Source organism: Roseomonas populi, from assembly GCF_024594815.1.
Lineage (GTDB): Bacteria > Pseudomonadota > Alphaproteobacteria > Acetobacterales > Acetobacteraceae > Roseomonas > Roseomonas populi.
The window spans coordinates 132,318-156,566 of record NZ_JANJOU010000001.1; the positions used below are offsets into that span (position 1 = coordinate 132,318).

Here is a 24,249-nt window from a genome sequence, read left to right on the forward strand (position 1 = left end):
ACGGACCCATGGATCGACGCGCGCTCATCGCCGCCGGCCTCGCCGCCCCCGCCCTGATCGCCGGGGGCTTGGCCAAGGAAGCACGGGCCCAGACCCAGGCGGCCCCGCCCGCCGCCCCGCCCCTTCCACCCCAGGCGCCAGGCTTCTACCGCTTCCGCGTGGGCCAGGCCCTCGTCACCATGGTGCATGACGGCCAGGGGGCCCGGCCCAACCCCACCCAGGGCTTCGTCCGCAACGCCTCGCCAGAGGCGGTGACGGCTTCCCTCCGTGCCCAGGGCCTGGATCCCGCCCAGATCACCATTCCCTTCACCATCCCCGTCGTCCGCACTCCGCGCGGCACGGTGATGTTCGACACGGGCAACGGCCCGCAGACGGCCGCGGACAGCCGCATCGGCCAGCTCCAGGCCAATCTCTCCGCCGCGGGGATCGACCCGGCCTCCATCGACATCATCGCCTTTACCCACTTCCACGGCGACCACATCGGCGGCCTTCTGGACGGCGCCGGCAACGCCGCCTTCCCGCGCGCCAGGGTGATGGTGCCGGAGAAGGAGTGGGCCTACTGGATGGACGAGGCCCAGGCCAGCCGCGCGCCCGAGGCCATGCGCCCGGCCTTCGCCAATGTGCGCCGCCGCTTCGCGCCCTACGATTCCCGGATCGAGCGGATCGGCGACGATGCCGAGGTGCTGCCCGGCATCCGGGGCGTGGAAACGCCCGGCCATACGCCCGGCCACATGTCCTTCCAGCTCTCCGACGGCAGCGCGCAGCTGATGATCCTGGGCGACCTGACCAACCGCCCGGAGCTGAACCTGACCAACCCCGGTTGGCATCTGGTCTTCGACATGGACCCGACTGGCGCGGAGATGACCCGGCGCAAGATCTTCGACCGCGTGGCGGCGGACCGCACCCCCTGTGTCGCCTATCACTGGCCCTTCCCGGCGCGCGGAATCGTCACGAAGGAGGGAGACGGCTACCGGCTGCTGCCCGCCGACTGGTCCAGCGTAATCTGACACGAGGGCGGGGCGGCGGGCTTCCGCCGGTCGCCCCTGTTCCGCCGCCCGGGATGAGGCGGCGGCCGGCCATCCGGTTCGGCCCGCGAGGGCAGTTCCGGACCGCCGACTGCCGCCGACAGGAAGCACGGGAGCGGAGAGCAGGGACCACCTCCCTGCGGGCAGAACACGTCCGAAGGCCTTGTTCGCGCGTTGACGCGGCATGATCCTGCGCAGCCCGGAGGACGGCGTCCGCCTCCTCATCCCCCAGCCCTCCCACGCCCTTCTCGCCGGCCAGATGATGGCGGCCTGGGGCGCCCCTGGTTTCGCCCGGCCAGACCCGGCGCCCGAGGTGATCCTCGCTGCCAGCCAGCATGACATCGCTTGGCTACCCTGGGAGGTCGCTCCGACCCTTGATCCGGAAACGGGCCTGCCCCACGCCTTCACCCAACTTGGCGCGGCGGTCCATGCGCCCATGTGGGCGCGGGGCGTGGAGACGGCCCGCGCTGCCTATGGCCTCTGGCCAGCGCTGCTCATCTCGCTGCACGGGACCCGGATCTACACGCAGTACATGGACCCGGATCGTCTGCCACCGGAGGACCATGCCGCGATCGACCGCAACAACGCCAAGGAGGAGGCGCTCCAGGCGGACTGGACCGCCAAGCTCGGCGCCCTGCCCGATCAGGTGGCCCGGAACTCCGCCCTGGTTGCGGTGACGGACGCCCTCTCCCTCGCCCTCTGCTTCGCCGATCCGTCGAAGGCCGGGGAGGCGCCGATGGAAGATGGCAGCACCCGCAAGATGAAGCTCGTCCGGCAAGGAACGGCCCGCTGGTCGCTCGATCCGTGGCCCTTCCGCGACAGCACCTTGACCCTGCGCTGCGAGACGATCCGCCTGCCCACTGCAACCCGCTGGACCGACGAAGAGGCGATGCGCCGCGACCTGCGCGACGCAACCTGGAGCACCCTGGCCGAAACCCTGGTCCCGGCCTGAGAGATCAAGCGGCCGGCGCTGTCGCGCTACGCCAGATCAGACGTGGAAACTCTCGCCGCAGCCGCAGCGACCCTTCTCGTTCGGGTTGGTGAAGGTGAAGCCGGCGGACATCGCCTTCTTCTCGTAATCCATCACCGTCCCGATCAGGAACAGGGTCGCCTTGCGGTCCACCAGCACCGTCACGCCCTTGTCCGTCACGGTCTCGTCGCCCGGCCCTGCGGCCTCGACGAAATCCATCTGGTAGGACATGCCGGAGCATCCCTTGGTGGAGACGGAGACGCGCAGCAGCTTGTTGCCGTCACCCTTCGCGTACATCGCGCGCAGCCGCTCAGCCGCGGTATCGGTCAGCGTCATCAGCGGCGGCAAGGCCCGGCGCGCCTTCGGGGCCTCGGTGGTCGTCGTTCCCATGATGCCCTCCTCTCTCAATAAACGTTCAGGGCCAGCTTCGCGTCCTCGCTCATGCGGGACGGGTCCCAGGGCGGATCCCAGACCACCTCCACCTTCACGGAGGTGACGTTCGGCACGGTCTTAACCGCTTCCTCCACCATCCCCGGCAGTTCCTGCGCCGAGGGGCAGGAAGGCGTGGTGAGGGTCATGTCCACCTTCACCGCTCCGTCATCGCCGATCTCGACGGCATAGACGAGGCCGAGTTCATAGATGTCCACGGGGATCTCGGGGTCGAACACGGTCTTCAGCGAGTCCAGCACGGCCACCTCGCTCACGCGGGTGGCCGGGATCGGGCCTTCGGGCGACCAGGCCTCGTGAGTCGTGCCCCCGTTCGTCGTGGATTCACTCACTTGAAGCCTCCTTCCCGCCATCGAGGGCGGTGTTGAGGGTGTGCCAGGCGAGCGTCGCGCACTTTACGCGGCTCGGATACTCATGAACGCCGGACAGGGCCTGGAGGCGATCCATCTCGTCCTCCAGCGCCGCGCCACAATCCGGGCAGGTGCCGGTCATCGCCATCTCACGGAAATGCGCCGCCAGATCGCGCGCCTCGGCCGCCGTCTTGCCCTTCACCGTCTCCGTCATCAGCGAGGCGCTGGCGGTAGAGATGGCGCAGCCGCGCCCCTGGAAGGCGGCGTCCGCGATGCGGTCGCCATCCATGTCCAGGAACAGCTCGATCCGGTCGCCGCACATCGGGTTGTCCCCGCGCGCGGAGAGATCGGGTGTCTCCAGCCGCTTGAAGTTCCGGGGCTTCCGCCCGTGGTCCAGGATGACCTCCTGGTAGAGGTCTCGCAGGTCGTCAAACATCAGGAAAAGAACCTCCGCGCGGAGGTCAGCGCCTCCGCCAGGAAATCGATCTCTTCATGCGTCGTGTACATGCCGAAGGAGGCACGGCAGGTGCTGTCGTGCCCGATGCGGACATGCAGCGGCTCCGCGCAGTGCCGGCCGGCGCGCACCGCGATGCCGACGCGGTCCAGCAGGGTGGAGAGGTCGTGCGCGTGCGCGTTGCCGAGCGCGAAGGAGAACACCCCGCCCCGGTCCTGTGCGCGCCCGATCACCTTCAGGTCCTCGATGACGGAGAGCTTCGTCATGGCGTGGTCCACCAGCGCGCGCTCATGCGCCTCGATGGCCTCCATCCCGATCGCGGTCACGTAGTCGATCGCCGCGTGCAGCCCGATGGCCTCCACGATGGGCGGCGTGCCCGCCTCGAACTTCGCCGGCACGGGCGCGGGGCGGAAGCCCTCCCGCGTCACCTCGGAGATCATGTCGCCGCCGCCCATGAAGGGCGGCATGGCGTCCAGCAGCTCCATCCGGCCCCAGAGCACGCCGATCCCGGTCGGGCCATAGAGCTTGTGCCCGGTGAAGACGTAGAAGTCCGCGTCCAGCGCCCGCACGTCCACGCGCCGGTGCACCGCGGCCTGCGATCCATCGAACAGCACCTTCGCGCCATGGGCATGGGCCAGCGCCGCGATGCGCGCGGCGGGCGTGACCGTGCCCAGCACGTTCGACATGTGGGTGACGGCGACCAGCCCGACCTTGCCATCGGCCAGCTTGGCCTCCAGGTCGGCGAGATCCAGTTCCCCGGCATCGGTCACGTCCGCGATCCGCAGCTCGATCCCGTGATCCTGCGCCAGCATCTGCCAGGGCACGAAGTTGGCGTGGTGCTCCATCTCGGAGACCAGCACCGCCTGCCCGGGCTTCAGCACCCCGCGCCCATAGGAATGGGCCACAAGGTTGATCGCGGCGGTGGAACTGGAGGTGAACACCACCTCCCGCGCATCGCCGGCATTCAGGAAGCGGGCCACTGCCCCCCGCGCCGCCTCATAGGCGGCGGTGGAGGCCTCGCTCAGCTGGTAGGCGCCGCGATGGACGTTCGCGTAGCTCGTCTCGAACATCGCGCGCATCGCGTCGATCACCGCGCGCGGCTTCTGCGCGGAGGCCCCGGAATCCAGGAACACCAGCGGCTTCCCGTGCACCTTGCTCGACAGGATCGGGAAATCCTGCCGAATCAGCTGCACGTCGAAGCCGACCTCCGCGGCCTGAGGCCGCACGCTGCCATCCATCACGCGGCCTCCCCGTGCTGCGCCCACCAGCCCGCCACCGCCTCGTCCAGCGCCTCGCGCGCCGTCTCGTCCGCCACGATCTCCACCGCCTCCTGCAGGAAGGCGCGCACCAGCATCGCGCGGGCCGCATCGGCAGGAATGCCGCGGGAGCGGAGATAGAACAGGCTGTCCTCGTCCAGCGCGCCGGCGGTGGCGCCGTGGCTGCACTTCACGTCGTCCGCGTAGATCTCCAGCTGTGGCTTGCTGTCGATCTCGGCCTCCTCGCTCAGCAGGAGAGCCTGGTTCATCTGGTAGCCGTCGGTCTTCTGCGCCTCGCGCCGCACCAGGATCTTGCCCTGGAACACGCCGCGGGAGCGGCCGGACAGCACCGTCTTCACCGTCTGCCGGCTGGCGCAGTTCGGCGCCGCGTGGTCCAGCGCTGTGGTCGTGTCGGCCAGCTGCCCCTCGGCCACCAGCTGCGCGCCGTTCAGGTGCGCGGCCGCCTTGGGGCCCAGCAGCGCCAGATGCGTCTCGCTGCGGCTGATCTTCCCGCCGGCGTTCAGCACGAAGCCGTCATAGGTGCCGCCCTCCGCCACGCGCACGCCGAGATGGGCGAGGTGGTAGGCGCTCTCCGCCTCCCGCTGCACACGCACATGCGTCAGCACCGCGTCTTCCGCCACCTCGATCTCAAAGACCGGGTTGTGCAGGTGCGCGGAGCCGGTGGGCGACACCGCCGTCTCAAGCAGCACCAGACGCGCCCCACGCGCCAGGCGAATCAGGTGGCGCGGATGCACCGTCGCGGCCGTCTCGCCGGAGACGAGGGAGAGCAGCTCCACCCGCCCGGCATCCGTGCCCTCCGGCACCTCCAGCACCAGCCCGTCCTCGAACAGCAACGTGTTCAGCGTCACCATCGGCTGGGACGCCGAGGCCACGGTATTCAGCCGCGGTGCCACCGTCTCAATCACCTCGGCGAGCGAGCCCGCGACAAGGCCGTCCAGGGAGGACAGATCAGCCCGGAACCGCCCGTCCACGAACACGGCCCGCCGCTCCGCGCGCGCAGTCGGCAGCTCCACGTCGCCGTCCACAGGCGTCAGCGCCTCACGGAACTCCGCGCGGAGCATCGGGGAAAGATCCGTGTAGCGCCAGGCCTCCACGCGGCGGCTGGGCAGCCCGGCGGCCATCAGCGTTTCCGCCGCGGCATCGCGCAGCGTGCGGACCGCCGGAACGGAAGCGCCGGGCAGGCGCTCGGCCAGCCCCGCGTAGCGGTGCAGGAAGGCGGCCGCGTTGCCGGCCGGAGATACGCTGTTCATCGCATCCCCCTCAGGCGGCCTCGCCCAGGACGCCGGCATAGCCCTCGGCCTCCAGGCGATGGGCCAGCTCGGGCCCGCCGGAGGTGACGATGCGGCCATCGGCCAGCACATGCACCCGGTCCGGCACAATGTGGTTCAGCAGGCGCTGGTAGTGGGTGATCACCAGGGCGGAGAAGTTCGGCCCGCGCATGGCGTTCACGCCATCGGCCACGATCTTCAGCGCGTCGATGTCCAGCCCGCTATCCGTCTCGTCCAGGATGGCGATCTTCGGCTGCAGCAGCGCCATCTGCAGGATCTCGTTGCGCTTCTTCTCGCCGCCGGAGAAGCCGACGTTGACGCCGCGCTTCAGCATGTCCTCCGGCATGGACAGCTCCTTCATGCGGGCGCGCGCCAGCTTCAGGAACTGCATGGCATCCACCTCCGGCTCGCCCCGCGTGCGGCGGATGGCGTTCAGGGCGGTGCGGAGGAAGTTGGCGTTGCCCACGCCGGGCAGCTCCACCGGGTACTGGAAGGCCAGGAACAGGCCGGCGGCCGCGCGCTCCTCGGGTTCCATGTCCAGCAGGTCCTGCCCGTTCAGCAGAACGGAGCCGCCCGTGATCTCGTAGCCCTCTCGGCCCGAGAGCGCGTAGGACAGCGTGGACTTGCCCGCGCCGTTCGGCCCCATGATGGCGTGCACCTCGCCATCCGGCACCTCAAGGGTCACGCCCTTGAGGATCGGCTTGCCATCGACCTCGGCGGTCAGGTTCTCGATACGCAGCATGTCTCTACTCTCCGCGCCGGGCTTACCCGACGCTCCCTTCCAGGCTGATCTGCAGCAGCTTCTGCGCCTCGACCGCGAACTCCATCGGCAGCTCCTTCAGCACCTCGCGGCAGAAGCCGTTCACGATCAGGCCCACCGCGTCCTCCTGCGACAGCCCGCGCTGCCGGCAGTAGAAGAGCTGGTCCTCCGCGATGCGGCTCGTCGTCGCCTCGTGCTCCACCTTCGCCGTCAGGCAGCGGTTCTCGATGTAGGGCACGGTGTGCGCCCCGCAGAGATCGCCGATCAGCAGGCTGTCGCACTGGGTGAAGTTGCGCGCGTCCTTCGCCTTCGGGCTGATCCGCACCAGGCCGCGATAGGTGTTCTGCCCGCGACCGGCCGAGATGCCCTTGGAGACGATGGTGGAGCGCGTGCCCTTCCCAAGATGGATCATCTTGGTCCCGGTATCGGCCTGCTGGTGGTTGTTGGTGATGGCCACGGAGTAGAACTCGCCCACCGACTCCTCGCCCTGCAGGATGCAGGATGGGTACTTCCAGGTGATGGCGGAACCGGTCTCCACCTGCGTCCAGCTCACCTTGCTGCGCTTGCCCCGGCAGGCCGCCCGCTTGGTGACGAAGTTGTAGATGCCGCCCTTCCCGTTCTCGTCGCCCGGGTACCAGTTCTGCACCGTGCTGTACTTGATGGAGGCGTCGTCCAGCGCCACCAGCTCCACCACCGCGGCGTGCAGCTGGTTCTCGTCGCGCTGCGGGGCCGTGCAGCCCTCCAGGTAGGAGACGGTTGCGCCCTCATCCGCGATGATCAGGGTGCGCTCGAACTGCCCCGTGCTCTTCGCGTTGATGCGGAAATAGGTGGAGAGCTCCATCGGGCAGCGCACGCCCTTCGGGATGTAGACGAAGCTGCCATCCGTGAAGACCGCGCTGTTCAGCGCCGCGAAGAAGTTGTCGGTGTGCGGCACCACGGTGCCCAGGTACTTCCGCACCAGCTCCGGGTGGTTCTGCACCGCCTCGGAGATGGAGCAGAAGATGATTCCCTCCTTCTCCAGCCGGCCCTTGTAGGTGGTGGCGACGGAGACGCTGTCGAACACGGCATCGATCGCGACCGGCAGGCGGCCATCGGCCGGGCTCTCGCCCGCGCCCTCCACGCCGGCCAGGATGGCCTGCTCCTTCAGCGGGATGCCGAGCTTGGCATAGGTCTTCAGCAGCTCGGGATCGACCTCGTCCAGCGACTTCGGCGCGGCCTTCTGCTTCGGCGCGGCGTAGTAGTACGCGTCCTGGTAGTCGATCGGCGGATAGGTCACCGCCGGCCAGCGCGGCTCCTCCATGCCCTTCCAGGCCTCGAAGGCGCGCAGGCGCCAGTCGAGCAGCCAGGACGGCTCGTTCTTCTTCGCGGAGATGAAGCGGACGATATCCTCGTTCAGCCCCTTGGGGGCGAACTCCATCTCGATGTCGGTCTCGAATCCCCACTTGTAGGCGCCCTGCGTGGCGTCCCGGACGGTATCGAGGGTCTCTTCGACGGCGGGCATGGCTTGTCCCTTACTCGGCCGCGAAATGAGCGGCGGGGGAAACGGGAGCGCGGCGATGGGCCTCCGCGCAGGAAGGCCGGGCCAGGTCGGCGATGGTCACGGCGGAGAGCGCGGCGCGAACCGCCTCGTTCACGGGGGTCCAGCGGCCGTGGATGGGGCAGTGCCCCTCCGCCTCGCAGCCGCCGGAACCGCCATCCACGCAGGCGGTCAGGGCGATCGGGCCGTCCATGGCCACGATCACCTCCGCCAGGTTGATAGCGGTGATGGGCCGCGCCGCCCGGTGCCCGCCCCGCGCCCCGCGCTGGGCCTCGACGAGCCCGGACTGGGAGAGGATGCGCAGCACCTTCGCCACCGTCGGCTCGGCAATGCCGGTCGCGGTGGATAGAGAGGGGGCGGTGTGCAGCCCGCCCTCCTGCCCCAGCCGGGCGAGGAGGACGACCGCGTAATCCGCGAGTTTGGACAGGCGAAGCACGGTGATGTCCGACCATTGATCTAGATACCAGACCTCAGCGGTCCGGTATGGCTGGGAAATGCGTTGGCCTCCCCTTCATGTCAAGCCGCCCACGCCGGCGTGACCGGCAAAAACAACGACTTGCGAGTGATTCGCGGCTGGCATGCAAGGGGGCCATGACTTCCGCCGCCCCGGCCCACAGCATAGAAACGAAGGGCAGACGCGGACGGGAAGGTCCCATGACGGAAACGATGCGCCCCACCGACTTCACCGCCGCCGGCGAGGCCGCCCCCGCGAAGGCTGTCCACCCCAGGCACGCGGCCACCCTTCTCCTCTGGCGCGAGTCCGGCGGCCACCTGGAGGTGTTGATGGGCGTGCGAAGCGTGAAGCACCGCTTCATGCCAAGCCGCCTCGTCTTCCCCGGCGGCCGGGTGGACCTGGAGGACCGCACCGCCCCCGTCCTCTCGGATCTCGACCCGCAGACCCGCCGCGCGCTGGAACGCCAGGCCCCGCCCCGCCTGGCGCGCGCCATCGCCGTGGCCGCCGCGCGGGAGCTGCTGGAGGAGACAGGCCTCGTCCTCGGCCGGATGGAAAACGGCCGGCTGCACGCCGACCTCGCCCCGATGCGGTATCTCTGCCGCGCCGTGACCCCGGCGATGAGTCCGGTGCGCTTCAACGCTCGCTTCCTCATGGCCCCCGCCGAGTCCGTCAGCGGCGAGATCGCCGGCTCCGGCGAGCTGGAGCACCTGGAGTACCACCGCGTGGACGCCACCCCGGCCCACGAGATGGCCCCGATCACCTCCAAGGTCCTGTTGGAGTTCCGCGACCTCATGGCCCTGCCGGAAGCGGAGCGGGAAACCCGCCCCCTGGTCTGGTACCAGGGCCGTGACACGCGCCGGCTGGAACGGGCCGCTTGATGGCCCCTCCCGTCCCTGACCGGGAGGGGATGGCCAGGGAAGCCGAGGCGGCCCTCCTCAAGGGCGATCATCCAAGGGCCGCCGCGCTGTTCGGCCGGCTTGCCGCGTCCCAGCCCGGCAGCCCGCGCTGGCGCGTTGCCCTCGCGCGCACGGCGCTCTCGGCCGGACGGCCTGAGGAGGCGCTGCCGGAGATAGAGGCGGCCGAGAGCCGCTCCCCCCAGCCGCGCCCGGCCTGGGTCCTCCTCCGCGCCCGTGCTCTGGAGGCACTGGACCGCCCCACCGAGGCGCGGTCCGCCTTCCAGGCCGCACTCGCGCTCGATCCCGCCAACATGGGCTGCCGCGTCGCCGTTTCGCGCCACTTCCGCCAGGCCGGGCAGCTCGAGGAGGCGCTGCGCGTGCTGGAAGAGCCGCCGGCGGCGGAGGTGGAACGCGACCCGCTGGCCGGTCCCGCGCGGGCCAGCCTCCTCCTGGACCTTCGGCGCGGCGAGGAGGCGCGCGCCGCCTTCGCCGCGTCGCTCGCCCATGCCGGCACGGCGGCGGCGGTGCAGCGCCTGTTCCCCATGGTCGGCCGGCTGCTGGGCCGGGGCGAGCCGGCCGGGCGCGCCTTCCGCCGCCTTCGCCAGGTTCTGGATGCCACGGAGCGGGAGTTTGCGACGGAGGGCCTCCGCGCGACCCTCTCAGCGCGGCTCCGCCTTGCCATGGGAGAGACGGACCTTTTCCGGGCCGAGGTCGATGCCCTGCTGCGGGCGGACCCGACCCACCCTCTCGCTCTCCCGTTCCGCTCCGCCGCCCGAGGCCTTTCGGGCACGCCGGAGGACGGCGGCGTGGGGAAGGTCTTCGTCATCGGCCTGTCCAAGACCGCGACCAGCTCCCTGGACGCGGCGCTGTCGCGGCTCGGCCTCGGCGCCGCGCACTGGGCGAACCCCATCACCGGCCAGCTCCTCGCCCTGGAGGACGCGGCGCTCCTCGACGCGCTCTCCGATATTCCAGTGGCCGACATGATGGAGGCCCTGGCCTCCCGTTACCCGCTGGCGCGCTTCATTCTCTCGGACCGTCCGCGCGACGACTGGCACCGATCCGTCGTCTCACACTACCAGCGGCACCAGGGCACGCCGGACCTGGATGCCCTGCGCCGGCTCTGCGAGCACCCGGACCAGGTGCCCTTCGGCCGCGAATGGTGTGGGTTGCAGCAGCGGATCTACACCAGCCACGCCAGCTTCCCCGCCGCTTACGACGCGCACCAGGCGCGCGTCTCCGCCCTCTTTGCGGACTCCCCTGGGCGGCTGCTCCGCTTCAGCGTTTTCGAAGGACATGGCTGGGACAGGCTGTGCGGGTTCCTCGGCCACCCCGTCCCGGACACGCCCTTTCCCCACGCCAACGCCGCGCCGGGCAGATAGGAAACAGGCTCCTTCAGCCCGCGCGGAACCGCCCCCCTTCCGAAGCCACGGCCAGCCCCTCCGCCGCAAGCTTCAGCAGATGCGCCAGAAGGCTGCGCGCCGCCGCCGGCACCAGCCGCTCCTCCAGCGCAGGCCCATAGACGGCCCGCACCAGTTCCACAGCGGATACCGGCCCCGGCGAGGCGCGCAACGCCGCCAGCACCGCCGCCTCACGCTCCTGCCGGTGCGCGATCAGCGCGCGGATATAGGGGCCGGGATCGTCCTGGGCCGGCCCGTGCCCGGGCAGCAGCAGCCGGTCCCCACGCGCCGCCACGCGATCCAGCGACCGCATGTAGTCCGCCATGTCCCCATCCGGCGGGGAGACGACGCTGGTGGACCAGGCCATCACATGGTCCGCGCTGAACAGCACGCCGGGCGGCGCCAGCGCAGCATCCGCCTCCAGCGCGAAGCAGAGATGGTTGGCGCAGTGCCCGGGCGTGTGCAGCGCCGTCAGGCGCCACCCATCCCCTTCCACCACCTCGCCATCCGCCAGCCGCAGGTCGGGCGAGAAGTCGTGGTCGCCGCCCTCCCCCTCCGAGGCCGGGGTCATGTGCGGCCCGAAGCCCAGCGTCGTTGCCCCCGTCGCGGCCTTCAACGGCGCCACGCCCGGCGAATGGTCCCGGTGCGTGTGGGAGACGAGGATGCGCGTCACCCGCTCCCCCCGCACGGCCGCCAAGATCGCCCGCAGATGCGCCTCGTCCACCGGCCCGGGATCCAGCACCGCCACCTCGCCGCGCCCGATCAGGTAGGTGTTGGTGCCGCGGAAGGTGAAGGGGCCGGGGTTGTTGCAGATCACCCTCCGCACCCCGGGGGCGATCCACTCCACCTCCCCGGGCGGCAGGGGATCGTCACGCCGGAACACAGGGTTCATCGCGCCCTCCTGAACTCGCTGCGCAGGATCAGGAACCCCGCCCCCACGATCAGCACACTTCCCGCCAGCATCGCCACGCCCGGCAGCTCGCCCCAGACGAGCCAGCCCAGAATCCCCGCCCAGAGCAGCCCCGTATAGGTATAGGGCCCGAGCGAGGAGACCTGCGCGCTCGCGAAGGCCTCCGTGTTCAGCACCTGCCCCATCCCGCCGATCAGCCCGATCAGCACCAGCAGGCCCAGGTCGGGCCAGGACGGCGTGGTCCAGAAGAAGGGCAGCGCCACCCCCGTCATCGCCGTCATCATCAGGGACTGCCAGAGCACGATCGTGGCGCTCGCCTCCGTTGCCGAGAGCTGGCGCACCAGCATGGTGGAGAGCGCGGCGAAGAACCCGCCCAGCGCCGCGACCAGGTAGCCCACCAGCAGCCCGGCCCCGCCGAGGGCGATGCCCGGCCCCGGCCCGGCGGCCTCTCCGCCATGGCTCGCCCCCTGGCCAGCCGCGATCGCCAGCACGCCGATGAAGCCCATGATCACCGCCGCCCAGCGCGCCGGCCCCGGCCGCTCCCCCAGCCAGGGAATGGCGAGAAGAATGACGAAGAGCGGCTGCGTGTAGTTCAGCGCCGTCTGCTCGGCGAGCGGCAGGAGGGTAAGGGAGAAGAAGGCGCAGGCCATCGCCACCATGCCCGTGAAGGCGCGCCCGGCATGCCCGGCCAGCCGCCGCGTGCGGAGCAGCGCGCCCGCCCGCAGCCCCACCGCCAGCACGATGGGCAGGGAGAAGAGGTTGCGGAAGAACATCAGCTCCAGGAAGGCGTAGCGCGGACTCAGCCCCTTCACGAGGGCGCCCATCACCGCGAAGCAGGCGGTGGCGCCGAGCATCATCAGCGCCCCGCGCCGCGCATCGTGGCGAAGCGGCATCAGCGCGCTTCCGCCAGCGCCGGCCCGGCCACGCGCTCCGCCGCCCGCGCCTGCCGCGCCCGCACCCTCTCCCGGTAAAGGTTGTACAGCCCGGCTGCCACGACGACGGTGGCGCCCAGCACCGTGGTCCAGGCCGGCACGTCGCCCCAGACGAGCAGCCCGACGAGGGTGCCCATCACGATCGTGGAGTACTCGAAGGGCGCCAGCAGCCCCACCGGCGCCAGCGCGAAGGCGCGGGCGAAGAGGAAGTGCGCGCAGGCATTGCCGAAGCCCAGGAACAGGATGGCCACGATCCCCCCGGCGGAGGGCCAGCCCAGCGGCGGAAACAGCGGCAGCACCGCGATCCCCATCGGCACGTGCGCCACCATCAGCCAGAACGTGATCCCCGCCGGCCGATCCGTGCGCGCCAGCACGCGCATCCACAGCCGCGTCAGCGCCATCAGCCCGACGCCCGCCAGCAGCACCCCCGCTTCCCAGCGCCAGAGATCGCCGCCCGGCCGCACCATCACGAGCACGCCGAGGAACCCCGCCAAGGTGGAGAGCCACCGGCGCCACCCCACCGCCTCGCCCAGGATCGGGATGGCCAGCAGCGTCATCGCCAGCGGCGCCATGGCGGCCACGGCGTAGCTGTCGCCCAGCGGCATGCCGCGCACCCAGGCGAAGTAGAAGGTCACCGTCACCAAGCAGTGCAGCAGGCAGCGCCAGAACAGGAGGGGACGGTTCACCGGCCGGACGATCCCCGGCGACCGCCAGGCACCCGTGAGCAGCAGGATGGCGAAGGCGCCGATGATCCCGCGCAGGATCATGGCCATCGCCACCCCGATCTCCGGCAGCACCCATTTCACCGCGGCGTCCGAGACTGTGACGATGGCAAAGCCCGCCGCGACGCAGCCGATCCCCCGCAGCGCCTCGTCCGGGCGCGCCGGCTGAAGTTCAGGCAAGGGTCGCCTCGGCCTCCTGGCAGGTCGCGCCGTCCTCGTCCCGCGTCTCCAGCCGGATCACGCCCTCCGCGTCCCGCCGCCCGAGTAGGGACAGGCGTCGTCCGTCGAAGCAGGGGCGCTTGCCGCGATAGGCGAAGCGCGCCAGCGAAGCGCCGGGCCCTGCCAGGTCCAGGGCGTGCCGCGCCAGCAGCGTCGCCTGCAGCGGGCCGTGCACCACCAGCCCGGGATAGCCCTCCTCGCCCGTCACATAGGGGTGGTCGTAGTGGATGCGGTGCCCGTTCCCCGTCAGCGCGGAGTAGCGGAACAGCATCACCGGGTCCGGCACCAGGGAGGCCTCCAGCGCCCCCTCCCAGGCCGGGGCGGCGGTCGCGGCCTTCACCGCTGCTCCTTCCGTGCCGCGATAGACGATGTCCTGCTCCTCCTCCACCAGCACGCCGCCCGGCCCGTGCAGGACATGCCCAACGGTGACGAAGACCAGCCGGCCCGATCCCCCGGCCTTCTCCTTCACGGAAAGGATGGTGCTGACGCGCCGCACGGCGTCGCCCGTTCGCACGGACGCGCGGAAGGTCACGCGCCCGCCCGCCCACATGCGGCGCGGCAGGTCATGGACGGGGGGAAGGAAGCCGCCCCGGCGCGGGTGGCCGTCCGGGCCCAGCCCGTCGGGCATCCGCCAGTCCTGGAACAGGGTCCAGTGCCACAGCGCCGGCCATTCGGCACCGTCGGACACCCGCCCGAGCGTCGCGGCCATGCCCTCGGCCAGGCGGGGATCCGCGCGGTCCTCCCGCTCCTCCTGCCGCCCGACATATTCCTCGAACGCCATGGCTCACCCCTCCCCCGTGCTGGCCGGCAACTTAACGGGCTTTCATGACGGCGGTAGGGCAGCGGAACCGGAGGCTGGCATGCGGGGCGGCCCAAACGGCCGGGCGCCCGCCTCAGCCGTCGTAGCGCAGTTCCAGCAGGTCCACCTCTCGCATCAGCCGCGCGGCCGTCTCCGTCCCGATCCGGCGCAGGCGGAGAAGGTCCTGGATCGCCCGGCGCTCCGCCCGCAGCGCCGCCAGCACCATCGCCCGCTCCGCCACCTCGCTGCGCCGGGCCAGTCCCTTCGCGGCGCCGTCGCCGGTCCGCCGGTCGATGCGCGCGCGGTAGTACTCCATCACCCGCGCCGCCGCCTCCACATAGAGGTCGGCGTCCGCCCGCCCCTCTGCCAGCCCGTGCTCGGCTCGCTCGACCGCGCGGATCGCCGCCTCGGCCGCCACCACGCGTGCCCGGTCCTCCTCCTCCGCCTGGCCGTGCTCCTCGGGCATCTCCAGCCCGCGCAGCAGCAGCGGCAGCCCCACGCTCGCCGCGACGAGGGAGAGGATGATCACGCCCATCGCCAGCAGGATCGCCAGATCCCGCGCAGGGAAGGGCTCTCCGTCGTTGAGGAAGAGCGGAAGGGTCAGCACGCCGGCCAGGGTGATCGCGCCGCGCACCCCGGCCAGGGAGGTAGCGACAAGCAGCCGCCAGCCCGGCCGCTGCACAACCACGCCGCGCCGGTTCGCCCGATAGAGGAAGAAGCGGAGCGATACCCACACCCAGGCGAAGCGCAGCGCCCCCAGGGCCATGTTGATGGCCACCACGTAGATCACCAGCCAGATCGGCTCGTGGTGCCCGGTCAGCGCCACGGTCTCCGCCGCGCGCTCCAGAATGCCCGGCAGCTGCTCGCCCAGCAGGACGAAGATGATGCCGTTGGCGACGAACTGGATCGTGTCCCAGACCGTGGCGCGCTGCATCCGGGTGGAGGCCGCGGCAGGCCCCGCCGCCTCGGCGAAGCTCATCGCGATCCCCGCCGCCACCGCGGCCAGGATGCCGGAGCAGTGCAGGTGTTCCGCCAGCAGGTAGGAGCCGAAGGGAATGAGGAGGCTGACGACGATCTGCGTCCCCGCCTCCTCCCCGATGCGCCGGGCAATCCAAGTCTTGGCCCGCGTCACCGCGAGGGTGACGAGCAGGCCCACGGCGATCCCGCCCAGCGCCACCCAGAGGAAGCTCAGCGCCGCGTCATAGAGGGAGAAGGTCCCCGTCAGCATCGCCGCCACGGCGAAGCGCAGGCAGACGAGGCCCGATGCGTCGTTGAGGAGGGATTCCCCCTCCAGGATGTGCATCAGCCGCTTCGGGATCGGCACCCGGGCCGCGATGGAGGTGACGGCAATCGGGTCGGTGGGGGAGAGCACGGCGGCCAGCGCGAAGGCCACCGGCAGCGGCATGGCCGGCACCAGCCAGTGGATGAACAGCCCCACCCCCAGCACGGTGAAGACCACCAGCCCCAGGGCCAGCTCCAGGATCGTCCCAGCGTCCCGCAGCATCTCCTCCTTCGGGATCCGCCAACCGTCCAGGAACAGCAGCGGCGGCAGGAAGAGGAGGAAGAAGAGCTCCGGATTCAGCTCCACCCGGAGATCCGCCGCCAGGCCCACCACCGCGCCGAGCGCGATCTGGACCAGCGGCCGCGGGATGGGGATGGGCAGGGCCCGGTTGACCCACCCGCTCACCACCAGGACGAGCAGGAGGACGAGGACGATCGTGACGCTTTCCAAACCCGGGTCTCAGTCCTCTCGCACGTAGAGCTTGTAGCCCTCGATCTCCCCCTGCTGCCGGTAGTGCTGAAAGGCCTCGGCGAAGAGGGGATGGCGGCTGAAGTACTCGATGAAGTCGAACTCCTTCCCGCACCAGGGGATGCCGACATGCCGGGTCACGAGGACGGCAGAGGGCGGTGCGGCCGCGAAATCCTCGGCAACGGTGCGGTAGACAAAGAACTCGGCGCGGGACATCTCCCACGGCTCGCGGTAGCGCTCCCCGCTCTCAGGGCAGCGGCCGTTCACGCCCTGCAGCAGCCACAGGTTCATGAAGCGCAGGGTGGACTGGCTGTGGGCGTAGTTCAGCGCCGGGTAGATCGGCCAGATATCCGGCGTCAGGATCAGCAGCCGCTCGTTCCAGGCATGCTCCTTCAGCCAGGCCGTCAGGCGTCCGCCCTTGGCGTTCTCGAACTCCAGTTCGCGGAAGGGCGCCTCGCCGCCGCGCACCATGCCCAGGCACAGCGCGGCCGCCAGCAGGGCGGAGAGCGCCGGCGCCGCCCGCCGGGCGCGCGCGGCCGGCAGGGCGCCATCCAGCCAGCGCGCAGCCATCAGCCCGCCGGTCAGCCCGCCCAGCATGAAGGTGGGCGCGACGTGGTAGGTCCAGCCCTTGTGCTGGACCCAGGCCGCGATGAAGGCCCCCGCCATGGCCGCCCAGAGCGCCAGCACCAGCGGCCCGCCCCGCCGCACAAGGCACGCGGCGGAGACCAGCAGCAGCGCCAGCGTTGCCACGCCCATGTTCGGGGTCAGCAGCGCGCTGAAGGCGGAAAGCCCGCCCAGGTCCACGTAGTAGTCCCAGACCAGCGGCAGGACGTGCCCGAAGAAGTCCGGGAAGAAAACGGGAATGGAGGCGAGATAGAGCACCCAGATCCCGGCCATGGTCCAGGGCACCGGGTCCTTCAGCGCGGGCACCACGCGCGGCCAGCCCCCGGCCACCCCCGCCCGAAGCAGCACCGCCGCCTCCACCAGGAGCGGTACGCCGAGGAAATGCGGCTTCAGCGCAAAACCCAGCGCCGCCAGGACCGCCACGCCGAAGGTCATCCGCCGCCCGGTGGGCAGCCCCTGCATCCGGCGCGCCGCCAGCACGGCGTAGGGGATGGCGGCGGTGCCCATCAGCACTTCCCGCTGGCCGAAATCATAGCCGGGCATCAGCAGGACCAAGGGCACCAGCGCCCCCAGCGCCGCCCGCTCCACGGGGCCCAGGGGCATGTCCCGCGCCATCCGCGCCACCAGCCACCAGCACAGCCCGGCCAGGGAGACGAGGCAGAGGAGGAGCGCGCTGACCCCGTCCAGCGGCGTCCATTCCGCCAGGTAGCCTGGGATGAGGTTCAGTACGAAGATCAGCGGCGGGTTGACGTCGATCAGCTCGGAATACAGCCGCTCCCCCGCGATCCAGCGCTGGGTGAAGTTCAGCACCGCCGCCACGTCGTGGTTCAGTGGGGGGGAGAGCACGACGGCGAGGAAGAGTGCCGCCGGCAGCAGCGCCGCCGCCCGCCAGAGCCTCGCGGCCAGGGCCGGCGTGATCAGCGCCCCCAGACGCGGCCGGCGCCCCAGCGAGAGGCCGGGCGCCTCGCCGGCCAGGGAAGGACCGGCCAGCGAGGGGCTGGCCAGGGAAGGGCCGGACAGGGAGGGTGGGACGGGAGCGTTCATGCCGAAGGGATCTGCGGTCGCATCCTGAGTGGGCGGGGCAGGCGGCGCAATCGGCGCCGGCCGCCCGGGCCGGGTGTTTTACCCCCCGGCCCCTTAACATTGGACAGGGATTGCGGCAGCGCCTGGGCGGGGCTGCCTTGTCCCTGCCGCAGCCCGCTGCCACAAGCGGCGCACTGGCATTCCCCGGCGGCAGCCCGCCCCACCGCCTCGCCGCCGCGCCGATGCCACCCTTGGAGCCGCGCTTGGAAGACGCCGAATACGATCTGATGGACGCCGTGGAGGACGGCATGTGGTGGTACCGCGCCGTCCATGCCCGGCTGCTGGATGTCCTGGAACGCCGCCCCGGCCAGGCCGCCCTGCCCGTGCTGGATGCCGGCTGCGGCACGGGCGGCTTCCTGCGCCGCCTGGCCGAGGTCACCGCCCGCCCCGCCATCGGCCTGGACTACAACGCCCGCGCCGCCGCGCGGGCCGCCGGCAAGTCGGGCCTGCCCGCCACGGGCGGGACAGTGAATGCCCTGCCCTTCCCCGATGCCAGCTTCGGCGCCGCCGTCTCCGTGGACGTGATCTGCCATGCGGGGGTGGAGGAAGGCGCGGCCCTGGCGGAGTTGCACCGCGTCCTCGCGCCCGGCGCCACCCTGGTGCTGAACCTGCCCGCCTATGCCTGGCTGCACTCGGCGCATGACCGGCGCGTGCACACCGCCCGCCGCTACACCGCCTCCTCCGCCGCGCAACTGCTCCGCGGCGCCGGCTTCGCCGATGTCTCGGCCTGGTACTGGAACAGCCTCCTGCTCCCGCTCATGGTCCTGCAGCGCAAGGTGCTGGCCCGGAGCGAGGACCATGCGAGCGATGTGGCGGAGTTCCCGCCCTGGCTGAACCGCGTGCTCCACGGCGCGACGGAGGCCGAGCGCCGCCTTCCCTTCACGCTTCCCGCCGGCGGCTCCGTGCTGCTGGCCGCAACCCGCCCCTGATGCGCCATTCTTCCGACGCATCCGTCCCACCATCTGAGCGGCCAATACCCGCCGAGGACCCGCCCACCATGCGGAACCAGGAAGGCCCCATGCCCAGCCTCGCCCCCTTCACGGAGACGGTCGGCCTCTCCATCGTCGTTCCCGTCTATCGGGGCGCGGCGACGATCGGCATCCTTGTCGCCGCCCTCTCCGAGCTCCGCCCCGCGGGCGGAATCGAGATCGTGCTGGTGAACGACGGCTCCCCCGACAATTCCGGCGAGGTCTGCCGCCAGCTCGCGGAGACGGCCACCGTCCCCCTCACCTATGTCGAGCACGCCCGCAACTTCGGCGAGCACAACGCGGTCATGTCCGGCCTCCGCGTCGCGCGCGGCGCTTACGTCATCACTATGGACGACGACCTGCAGAACCCGCCGGAGGAGGTGCTGAAGCTCTATGACCACGCCCGCCTCGGCAACTACGACGTGGTCTACACCCGCTACGCCGTGAAGGAGCACGAGGGCTGGCGTAACCTCGGCAGCCGCTTCGCCAACGGGGTGGCGGACCTGCTGATCGACAAGCCGAAGGGCCTCTACCTCTCCTCCTTCCGCTGCATGTCCGCGCTGGTGGTGCGGGAGATCACACGCTACGCCGGCCCGTACCCGTACATCGACGGCCTGATCATGCAGGTGACGCAGCGCATCGATTCCATCGAGGTGCGCCACCTCAAGCGCGTCGAAGGGCACAGCAACTACACGCTGCGCCGTCTCGTGCGCCTCTGGCTGAACCTCGCCACCAACTTCTCCCTCCTGCCCGTCCGCCTCGCCGTCTTCGCCGGCGTGGCCATGGGCATCCTCGGCGTCGTCGCCTCGCTCTTCGTCATCGCGGAGGCGCTGACGGGCAGCCCGCCCTCCGGCTGGGCCTCCACCATGACGGTCACGCTGCTTATCTCCGGCGTGCAGTTCCTCATCCTCGGCGTGCTCGGCGAGTATGTCGGGCGCGCCTTCCTCTCGGCCAACGGCACGCCGCAGGGCGTGGTGCGCGAGGTGGTCCGCGCCCGCCCGCCGGCCGGGAACCGGGTGGAGGACGCGGCATGACCCTGCACTGGCTCATGCTGGCGGCCGCCATCCTCACCTCGCTGGGCGGCCAGATCCTGCTGAAGTCAGGGGCGGTGGCGGAGGGCGGCTTCATCGCCCAGCTCTTCCGGCCGCAGACGATCATCGGCCTCGGCCTCTACGGCGGCGCGGCCCTGCTCTACATCGTCGCGCTGCGGAAGATCCCGATGTCCGTGGCGCTGCCCTGCACCGCCGCCTCCTACGTCGTCGCCGTGGTGATCGGCCACTTCGTCTTCGGGGAGCCGCTCGGGGCGCAGAAGATCGCCGCCATCGCGCTCATCAGCGCGGGCGTCGTGGTACTCGCCACGGCATGAGGGCGGTGGCGCTGCTGCTGCTCCTGGCCGCGTGCCAGGCCGGTGGCGCGCCGCCCGCCTGCCCGGACGGCACGGGCCCGGCCGCCGTGGCGGAGCTGGCCTTCGGCCGCAACGGCCCGGACGGCACCCTTCGCGTCACCGACGCGGATTGGGCCGACTTCCTGGCGGAGGAAGCCACGCCGCGCTTCCCGGATGGCCTCACCAGCTTCGATGCATCGGGCCAGTGGCGCGGACCCGACGGCCGCATCGCGCGCGAGCCCGCCAAGTTCCTCTGGCTCGTCATGCCCGCCGCCTCGCTGGAGGAGGCCCATGCCCGGACCAAACCAGTGGCTGAGGCCTATCGCCGCCGCTTCCGTCAGGAGAGCGTGCTGGTCGTCCTTCGCGGGACCTGCGCGACCTTTCAGGGAAGTTGAAGGCCGGCGCGGACCTGCCGCGCTGGGGCGGTTGCGGTGAGGGGGCGAACGGAATCCGCTTCAGCGATCCGGTCCAGGCGGACGCCATTCGTGCCCCGCGCCTGCCTCGCCGGCCGAGGACGGCATCAGAGATGCTGCCATTGCCTGCAGCCCACCCGCGGATAAAGTCCGGTCCGGCATGGACGAAGGCGAGTCATGGAACTGATGCTGGCCGGTACGGATGGGGTCTGGGTTCGGATCCCCGACGGGTGCTACGGCATGCAGGGGCGCGATGGACGCATGGTGCCGATCCGCCGCGGGCGCAGCACGGGGCAAGGCAGCGACGGGCGTCTCGTGTCGTTCCACCCTCGCGCGCTCACCGCCGAAGGGCGCGATGGTCGATTGACCGGCTACATGCCGGACGACACCACGATGGAAGGAGAGGACGGCCGGCTTGTGCGCATTCCGCAGGGCTGGTCGCATCAGGTTGGCAGGGGCGGCCGCATCAAGGCGGTCATGGCGGAACCCGACGCGCCGGCTGAGAGCAAAGGCTGAACGGCGGGAAGTCCAGTAGCGCCAGGCACCGGCCTGTCCTCTGGGCGGGCCGGGCAGCTTGACGCACCACCTGCCGCCGAACCGCGCAGCCCTCCGGAAATGCGAAAGGGGAGCACAGCTCCCCTCCCTGCATACCCCTTCAGAGATCCGGCGGTTCCCCGCCGGGCCCGCTCTAGTGCACGAGGACCGGCGCCATCTCGTGCTGGAGGATCGCGGCGATCGCCAGCGCCTCGGTGGGCGCCGCGCCGATCGGGGTGCCGTCCGCGGCATGGATGGCGACCGCCTGCGTGCCGTTGACGGTCACCGGGCGGATATAGGCCATCTCCTGCGCGCCGAACTGCGCCCAGTCCACGGCGGACAGATTGCGGAGAGTAGTGCTCGGGGTCGGGTTCATCGCTCTGCTCCTCGCCCGCAGCCGGAATGGCCTGCAGGCTGGTAACGCCGGTTTCGCATCCTGGTTCAGCGAAGCGTCCCCGGCGGGGAATGTTGGCCTGGGCCGGCTGGCCTAGGCCTCGCCGTCCACCATCGGGCGGGTACGGCCGTTGATCTGTATGGTCCGCACGCGGACCTCGGGCTGTGGGCGCCGCAGTTCGACGTGCAGCAGCCCGTTGTCGAGCCAAGCGCCCTCGATCTCGATGCCCTCAGCAATCACGAAGGCCCGCTGGAACTGGCGGGCGGCGATGCCGCGATGCAGGAAGATCCGGCCCTCGGAGTCGTCCTTCTGGCGGCCTCGGATCACCAGTTGGTTGTCCTCCTGCGTGATCTGCAGGTCGTCCATGGCGAAGCCGGCGACGGCGAGGGTGATCCGCAGGCGGTCCGCGGCCGTTTGCTCGATGTTGTAGGGCGGATAGCCGTCCGACGACTTCTGCACGCGGTCGAGCATCTGCTCGAGGTGATCGAAGCCAAGGAACAGCGGCGATCCGAAGACCGGCGAACGCGACATGGGGCGGCATCCTTGACGAAGCGAGGCCACTGGGGGCCAGCCCAGGAAGGCGCCGACCCGCGGGTGCACATATTGGCAACCGCGGGGGGAGTTGCAAGGCGGTAACCCGCCCGCCGGTCGCCTCAGCCGCCGGCCAGCATCGCCTCGACCTCCGCGAGGACGGCCCGGATTTCCGGTTCCCGCCGTTCGCCGAGGCGGGTGAGCATGGACCGGCGGAAGGTGGCGTTGGCCAGGCGCGCCGATTCCCGGAACCAGTGCACCGCCTCCGCGATGCGCCCCTCATCCGTCAGCAACGTGCCGAGGTTGAACTGCCCGCGAAAGTCGCCGCGCTCTGCGGAGAGCCGATAGAGCCGCGCGGCACCGGCCGGGTCTGGCGGCGTGTCCCAGCCCTCCTCCATGGCGCGCGCGACCACGTTGATGGATTTGGCGTGGCCCTGCGCGGCGGCGGCGCGGTACCAGCGCAGCGCGGCGCCCCGGTCCTGCGCCACGCCATCGCCGCGCATCAGCATGTTCGCGAGGTTGTACTGGCCCCAGTCGAACCCCGCCTCCGCCGCGCGGCGGAAGCACTCGGCCGCCGCCGCGTAGTCGATTGGCGTCCCCCAGCCAAGCTCGTGGCAGCGCCCGAGCATGGTGATCCCGGCCGCGTCGCCGGCACCCGCCGCGGCCTTGAACCAGCCCAGGGCCGCCCTTTCGTCCTTCGGGACACCCAGCCCCTCCAGCAGCATCTGGCCCCAGCGCGTCTGGGCGCCGGCGATGCCGTAGCGGGCCGCGGCCTCCACCCAGGGCGCCGCCTCCGCGGGCGGGGCGGCAAAGGCGGCCGCAAGGTCCTCGGGAGACGCGGCGGTGAGTTCGGTGAAGGAGATGATGCGGCGCCGGGCGGGCGCGCCGCGGGACGGGCCGGGCATGGAGGGCTGCATCGCACACATGCGAACGTTTCGCAATTTCAGCTTTTCTGGGCTGCGCCGCCGGATGGGTCAGCTTGGCAGGACGTCCCAAGCATCCTCGTAGGCCTTGACCTGGCGTAGCAGCACTCCCGGCGCGTGATAATCGGCCGGTCGCTTATGCCGTTCTAACTCCTCCCGACGGAAAGCGTACACCTGCGCCTGTGTCAGCACGAACAGGCGGGTCGGACCATCATCCGGCACCAGGGCTAGGACATAGAACAGGTCGTCACGCTCTGCCCTGGTTTTAATGATCCATGGATTCAGGCGGTACAGGCCCCTCACCTCCAACAGGAAGGTCAGCCTGCGGGCAGGGCTCACAACCGGGAAGGCACCGATCCGCCCAGTATCCGTCGCGAAGGATGGTACCTCGTAGCCCCGTTCGCGGAGCTTCGAGACTACGGCCTGTCTCGCCCTCCGGTTCGTGAGGAGGCCGTCTCTCCTCGGCTTCAGGGCCGGCCCGCCGCTTCGCTCCACCGAGTCCATGCGAGATCCTCCTTCTCCCGAGGTATGGCGCGCAGACCTACCCCTCACCAGGGTTGCTGCCACGGCCGATCGCCGGCCCGTAGGTGATCCCGGGGCCGTCCTCTTCGCAGTCCCACCAGACCTTCCGATGTCCCCGGTGATTTCACTCCGGCGGGATCGGCCCTAAATGACCCGAACGCCATGACCGACGACGTCTCCCTCCTCCCCATCTTCCTCCACCCCGCGCCCATCCTGCGCGCCAAGGCCCGCGCCGTGGCCGATGGCGACGAGGACCGGGTGCGCGCCCTCGCGCCCCGCATGTTGGCCACGATGTACAAGGCCCCCGGCATCGGCCTGGCCGCCCCCCAGGTGGGCGAGGGGCTGCGGCTGGTGGTGATCGACGTCGCGCGGGAGGGTGAGCCGCCGGCGCCGATGGTGCTGGTGAACCCCGAGATCGTGGCCGCCAGCGAGGACCGCGCGCTGCGCGAGGAGGGCTGCCTCTCCCTCCCCGGCCAGTACGCCGACGTGGAGCGCCCGGCCCGCGTGAAGGCGCGCTGGCGCGAGCTGGACGGCACCCGGCGAGAGGTGGAGGCGGACGGGCTGCTGGCGACCTGCCTGCAGCACGAGATCGACCACCTGGACGGGGTGATGTTCACCGATCACCTCAGCCCGCTGAAGCGGAACATGCTGATCAAGAAGTTCCTGAAGGAGCAGAAGCTCAAGTCGCGCGAGGCGATGTGAGGCC

General features: G+C 70.9%; 28 protein-coding genes. 10 read left to right on the top strand and 18 right to left on the bottom strand.

Translation table 11 applies throughout. The features are described from left to right. Nucleotides 1–8: 8 nt before the first annotated feature. Both NRP21_RS00630 and NRP21_RS00635 read left to right on the top strand, forming a co-directional pair. On the top strand, nucleotides 9–1,007 hold the full coding sequence (locus tag NRP21_RS00630; protein WP_257714234.1) for an MBL fold metallo-hydrolase: 999 nt from the start codon (nucleotides 9–11) through the stop codon (nucleotides 1,005–1,007). Nucleotides 1,008–1,209: 202 nt separating this feature from the next. Then, nucleotides 1,210–1,977, top strand: a complete 768-nt coding sequence (locus NRP21_RS00635; protein ID WP_257714235.1) for a DUF3891 family protein — start codon at nucleotides 1,210–1,212, stop codon at nucleotides 1,975–1,977. 36 nt (nucleotides 1,978–2,013) lie between these two features. Here the strand turns inward: NRP21_RS00635 and NRP21_RS00640 are convergent, their stop codons facing one another. From NRP21_RS00640 to NRP21_RS00675, 8 genes are read right to left on the bottom strand one after another with little or no spacing between them, the layout of a single operon-like run. Next, nucleotides 2,014–2,385: a HesB/IscA family protein gene (locus NRP21_RS00640; RefSeq protein WP_257714236.1), complete on the bottom strand. Its 372-nt coding sequence runs from the start codon at nucleotides 2,383–2,385 to the stop codon at nucleotides 2,014–2,016. A gap of 14 nt (nucleotides 2,386–2,399) precedes the next feature. After that, nucleotides 2,400–2,774, bottom strand: coding sequence for an SUF system Fe-S cluster assembly protein (locus NRP21_RS00645; RefSeq protein WP_257714237.1), 375 nt, complete (start codon nucleotides 2,772–2,774; stop codon nucleotides 2,400–2,402). Then, nucleotides 2,767–3,228, bottom strand: coding sequence for a Fe-S cluster assembly sulfur transfer protein SufU (gene sufU, locus NRP21_RS00650; RefSeq protein WP_257714238.1), 462 nt, complete (start codon nucleotides 3,226–3,228; stop codon nucleotides 2,767–2,769). Before sufU ends, NRP21_RS00645 begins: the two co-directional genes overlap by 8 nt. Continuing rightward, nucleotides 3,228–4,484, bottom strand: coding sequence for an aminotransferase class V-fold PLP-dependent enzyme (locus NRP21_RS00655; protein ID WP_257714239.1), 1,257 nt, complete (start codon nucleotides 4,482–4,484; stop codon nucleotides 3,228–3,230). The genes sufU and NRP21_RS00655 overlap by 1 nt, the downstream gene beginning before the upstream one ends. After that, nucleotides 4,484–5,773 carry a Fe-S cluster assembly protein SufD gene (gene sufD / locus NRP21_RS00660; protein WP_257714240.1) on the bottom strand — a complete coding sequence of 430 codons (1,290 nt, stop codon included), beginning with the start codon at nucleotides 5,771–5,773 and terminating at the stop codon, nucleotides 4,484–4,486. The genes NRP21_RS00655 and sufD overlap by 1 nt, the downstream gene beginning before the upstream one ends. 10 nt (nucleotides 5,774–5,783) lie before the next feature. After that, nucleotides 5,784–6,533, bottom strand: coding sequence for a Fe-S cluster assembly ATPase SufC (gene sufC / locus NRP21_RS00665; protein WP_257714241.1), 750 nt, complete (start codon nucleotides 6,531–6,533; stop codon nucleotides 5,784–5,786). A 22-nt stretch (nucleotides 6,534–6,555) separates the two neighbouring features. Then, entirely contained in the window at nucleotides 6,556–8,052 is a 1,497-nt protein-coding gene (gene sufB, locus NRP21_RS00670) for a Fe-S cluster assembly protein SufB (RefSeq protein ID WP_257714242.1), read from the bottom strand. Between the two features lie 10 nt (nucleotides 8,053–8,062). Then, nucleotides 8,063–8,524 carry an RrF2 family transcriptional regulator gene (locus NRP21_RS00675; protein WP_257714243.1) on the bottom strand — a complete coding sequence of 154 codons (462 nt, stop codon included), beginning with the start codon at nucleotides 8,522–8,524 and terminating at the stop codon, nucleotides 8,063–8,065. 218 nt (nucleotides 8,525–8,742) lie between these two features. Between NRP21_RS00675 and NRP21_RS00680 the strand changes: the two genes are divergently transcribed. Both NRP21_RS00680 and NRP21_RS00685 read left to right on the top strand, forming a co-directional pair. Then, nucleotides 8,743–9,420, top strand: a complete 678-nt coding sequence (locus tag NRP21_RS00680) for an NUDIX hydrolase (RefSeq protein ID WP_257714244.1) — start codon at nucleotides 8,743–8,745, stop codon at nucleotides 9,418–9,420. Beyond that, complete coding sequence (locus tag NRP21_RS00685) at nucleotides 9,420–10,817, top strand: sulfotransferase (RefSeq protein WP_257714245.1); 1,398 nt, start codon at nucleotides 9,420–9,422, stop codon at nucleotides 10,815–10,817. Before NRP21_RS00680 ends, NRP21_RS00685 begins: the two co-directional genes overlap by 1 nt. A gap of 13 nt (nucleotides 10,818–10,830) precedes the next feature. Here the strand turns inward: NRP21_RS00685 and NRP21_RS00690 are convergent, their stop codons facing one another. The 6 genes from NRP21_RS00690 to NRP21_RS00715 all read right to left on the bottom strand — a co-directional run bounded on the left by NRP21_RS00690 (nucleotide 10,831) and on the right by NRP21_RS00715 (nucleotide 17,835). Beyond that, nucleotides 10,831–11,727 (bottom strand): MBL fold metallo-hydrolase, encoded by an 897-nt coding sequence (locus NRP21_RS00690; protein WP_257714246.1) that lies wholly within the window; start codon nucleotides 11,725–11,727, stop codon nucleotides 10,831–10,833. Then, complete coding sequence (locus NRP21_RS00695) at nucleotides 11,724–12,638, bottom strand: DMT family transporter (RefSeq protein WP_257714247.1); 915 nt, start codon at nucleotides 12,636–12,638, stop codon at nucleotides 11,724–11,726. The genes NRP21_RS00690 and NRP21_RS00695 overlap by 4 nt, the downstream gene beginning before the upstream one ends. Beyond that, complete coding sequence (locus NRP21_RS00700; protein ID WP_257714248.1) at nucleotides 12,638–13,579, bottom strand: DMT family transporter; 942 nt, start codon at nucleotides 13,577–13,579, stop codon at nucleotides 12,638–12,640. Before NRP21_RS00700 ends, NRP21_RS00695 begins: the two co-directional genes overlap by 1 nt. Continuing rightward, entirely contained in the window at nucleotides 13,572–14,399 is an 828-nt protein-coding gene (locus NRP21_RS00705) for an FAS1-like dehydratase domain-containing protein (RefSeq protein ID WP_257714249.1), read from the bottom strand. The genes NRP21_RS00700 and NRP21_RS00705 overlap by 8 nt, the downstream gene beginning before the upstream one ends. 112 nt (nucleotides 14,400–14,511) lie before the next feature. Next, nucleotides 14,512–16,149, bottom strand: a complete 1,638-nt coding sequence (locus NRP21_RS00710; protein ID WP_257714250.1) for a Na+/H+ antiporter — start codon at nucleotides 16,147–16,149, stop codon at nucleotides 14,512–14,514. A gap of 9 nt (nucleotides 16,150–16,158) precedes the next feature. Next, nucleotides 16,159–17,835, bottom strand: a complete 1,677-nt coding sequence (locus NRP21_RS00715) for a hypothetical protein (protein WP_257714251.1) — start codon at nucleotides 17,833–17,835, stop codon at nucleotides 16,159–16,161. Nucleotides 17,836–18,077: 242 nt separating this feature from the next. On the opposite strand from NRP21_RS00715, the gene NRP21_RS00720 reads away from it, so the two are divergent. From NRP21_RS00720 to NRP21_RS00740, 5 genes are all read left to right on the top strand, one after another. Beyond that, nucleotides 18,078–18,803: a class I SAM-dependent methyltransferase gene (locus NRP21_RS00720; RefSeq protein WP_257714252.1), complete on the top strand. Its 726-nt coding sequence runs from the start codon at nucleotides 18,078–18,080 to the stop codon at nucleotides 18,801–18,803. Between the two features lie 89 nt (nucleotides 18,804–18,892). Further along, a complete protein-coding gene (locus NRP21_RS00725; RefSeq protein ID WP_257714253.1) occupies nucleotides 18,893–19,876 on the top strand; it encodes a glycosyltransferase family 2 protein in 984 nt (327 codons plus the stop codon). Further along, nucleotides 19,873–20,208 carry a DMT family transporter gene (locus NRP21_RS00730; protein ID WP_257714254.1) on the top strand — a complete coding sequence of 112 codons (336 nt, stop codon included), beginning with the start codon at nucleotides 19,873–19,875 and terminating at the stop codon, nucleotides 20,206–20,208. Before NRP21_RS00725 ends, NRP21_RS00730 begins: the two co-directional genes overlap by 4 nt. Next, nucleotides 20,205–20,621: a DUF3574 domain-containing protein gene (locus NRP21_RS00735; protein WP_257714255.1), complete on the top strand. Its 417-nt coding sequence runs from the start codon at nucleotides 20,205–20,207 to the stop codon at nucleotides 20,619–20,621. The genes NRP21_RS00730 and NRP21_RS00735 overlap by 4 nt, the downstream gene beginning before the upstream one ends. Nucleotides 20,622–20,816: 195 nt before the next feature. Then, a complete protein-coding gene (locus NRP21_RS00740; protein ID WP_257714256.1) occupies nucleotides 20,817–21,155 on the top strand; it encodes a hypothetical protein in 339 nt (112 codons plus the stop codon). A gap of 172 nt (nucleotides 21,156–21,327) precedes the next feature. On the opposite strand, the gene NRP21_RS00745 is transcribed toward NRP21_RS00740, so the two are convergent. The 4 genes from NRP21_RS00745 to NRP21_RS00760 all read right to left on the bottom strand — a co-directional run bounded on the left by NRP21_RS00745 (nucleotide 21,328) and on the right by NRP21_RS00760 (nucleotide 23,525). Then, entirely contained in the window at nucleotides 21,328–21,549 is a 222-nt protein-coding gene (locus tag NRP21_RS00745) for a DUF1150 domain-containing protein (RefSeq protein ID WP_257714257.1), read from the bottom strand. Nucleotides 21,550–21,660: 111 nt separating this feature from the next. After that, nucleotides 21,661–22,098 (bottom strand): Hsp20 family protein, encoded by a 438-nt coding sequence (locus tag NRP21_RS00750; RefSeq protein WP_257714258.1) that lies wholly within the window; start codon nucleotides 22,096–22,098, stop codon nucleotides 21,661–21,663. Nucleotides 22,099–22,220: 122 nt separating this feature from the next. Continuing rightward, complete coding sequence (locus tag NRP21_RS00755) at nucleotides 22,221–23,024, bottom strand: tetratricopeptide repeat protein (protein WP_257714259.1); 804 nt, start codon at nucleotides 23,022–23,024, stop codon at nucleotides 22,221–22,223. A gap of 48 nt (nucleotides 23,025–23,072) precedes the next feature. Next, nucleotides 23,073–23,525, bottom strand: coding sequence for a hypothetical protein (locus NRP21_RS00760; RefSeq protein WP_257714260.1), 453 nt, complete (start codon nucleotides 23,523–23,525; stop codon nucleotides 23,073–23,075). A gap of 180 nt (nucleotides 23,526–23,705) precedes the next feature. Here NRP21_RS00760 and def point away from each other — a divergent pair, with 180 nt between their 5' ends. Continuing rightward, nucleotides 23,706–24,245 carry a peptide deformylase gene (gene def / locus NRP21_RS00765; protein ID WP_257714261.1) on the top strand — a complete coding sequence of 180 codons (540 nt, stop codon included), beginning with the start codon at nucleotides 23,706–23,708 and terminating at the stop codon, nucleotides 24,243–24,245. Nucleotides 24,246–24,249 lie beyond the last annotated feature (4 nt).

What these genes read in the sequence shown, in the direction of transcription:
- NRP21_RS00685 (WP_257714245.1), top strand. Translation starts at nt 9,420, where the DNA reads ATGGCCCCTCCCGTCCCTGACCGGGAGGGGATGGCCAGGGAAGCCGAG.
- def (WP_257714261.1), top strand. Translation starts at nt 23,706, where the DNA reads ATGACCGACGACGTCTCCCTCCTCCCCATCTTCCTCCACCCCGCGCCC.
- NRP21_RS00735 (WP_257714255.1), top strand. Translation starts at nt 20,205, where the DNA reads ATGAGGGCGGTGGCGCTGCTGCTGCTCCTGGCCGCGTGCCAGGCCGGT.
- NRP21_RS00640 (WP_257714236.1), bottom strand. Translation starts at nt 2,385, where the DNA reads ATGGGAACGACGACCACCGAGGCCCCGAAGGCGCGCCGGGCCTTGCCG.
- NRP21_RS00730 (WP_257714254.1), top strand. Translation starts at nt 19,873, where the DNA reads ATGACCCTGCACTGGCTCATGCTGGCGGCCGCCATCCTCACCTCGCTG.
- NRP21_RS00630 (WP_257714234.1), top strand. Translation starts at nt 9, where the DNA reads ATGGATCGACGCGCGCTCATCGCCGCCGGCCTCGCCGCCCCCGCCCTG.
- NRP21_RS00755 (WP_257714259.1), bottom strand. Translation starts at nt 23,024, where the DNA reads ATGTGTGCGATGCAGCCCTCCATGCCCGGCCCGTCCCGCGGCGCGCCC.
- NRP21_RS00715 (WP_257714251.1), bottom strand. Translation starts at nt 17,835, where the DNA reads ATGAACGCTCCCGTCCCACCCTCCCTGTCCGGCCCTTCCCTGGCCAGC.
- sufC (WP_257714241.1), bottom strand. Translation starts at nt 6,533, where the DNA reads ATGCTGCGTATCGAGAACCTGACCGCCGAGGTCGATGGCAAGCCGATC.
- sufD (WP_257714240.1), bottom strand. Translation starts at nt 5,773, where the DNA reads ATGAACAGCGTATCTCCGGCCGGCAACGCGGCCGCCTTCCTGCACCGC.
- NRP21_RS00705 (WP_257714249.1), bottom strand. Translation starts at nt 14,399, where the DNA reads ATGGCGTTCGAGGAATATGTCGGGCGGCAGGAGGAGCGGGAGGACCGC.
- NRP21_RS00690 (WP_257714246.1), bottom strand. Translation starts at nt 11,727, where the DNA reads ATGAACCCTGTGTTCCGGCGTGACGATCCCCTGCCGCCCGGGGAGGTG.
- NRP21_RS00745 (WP_257714257.1), bottom strand. Translation starts at nt 21,549, where the DNA reads ATGAACCCGACCCCGAGCACTACTCTCCGCAATCTGTCCGCCGTGGAC.
- NRP21_RS00635 (WP_257714235.1), top strand. Translation starts at nt 1,210, where the DNA reads ATGATCCTGCGCAGCCCGGAGGACGGCGTCCGCCTCCTCATCCCCCAG.
- NRP21_RS00740 (WP_257714256.1), top strand. Translation starts at nt 20,817, where the DNA reads ATGGAACTGATGCTGGCCGGTACGGATGGGGTCTGGGTTCGGATCCCC.
- NRP21_RS00760 (WP_257714260.1), bottom strand. Translation starts at nt 23,525, where the DNA reads ATGGACTCGGTGGAGCGAAGCGGCGGGCCGGCCCTGAAGCCGAGGAGA.
- sufB (WP_257714242.1), bottom strand. Translation starts at nt 8,052, where the DNA reads ATGCCCGCCGTCGAAGAGACCCTCGATACCGTCCGGGACGCCACGCAG.
- NRP21_RS00680 (WP_257714244.1), top strand. Translation starts at nt 8,743, where the DNA reads ATGACGGAAACGATGCGCCCCACCGACTTCACCGCCGCCGGCGAGGCC.
- sufU (WP_257714238.1), bottom strand. Translation starts at nt 3,228, where the DNA reads ATGTTTGACGACCTGCGAGACCTCTACCAGGAGGTCATCCTGGACCAC.
- NRP21_RS00655 (WP_257714239.1), bottom strand. Translation starts at nt 4,484, where the DNA reads ATGGATGGCAGCGTGCGGCCTCAGGCCGCGGAGGTCGGCTTCGACGTG.
- NRP21_RS00750 (WP_257714258.1), bottom strand. Translation starts at nt 22,098, where the DNA reads ATGTCGCGTTCGCCGGTCTTCGGATCGCCGCTGTTCCTTGGCTTCGAT.
- NRP21_RS00695 (WP_257714247.1), bottom strand. Translation starts at nt 12,638, where the DNA reads ATGCCGCTTCGCCACGATGCGCGGCGCGGGGCGCTGATGATGCTCGGC.
- NRP21_RS00725 (WP_257714253.1), top strand. Translation starts at nt 18,893, where the DNA reads ATGCCCAGCCTCGCCCCCTTCACGGAGACGGTCGGCCTCTCCATCGTC.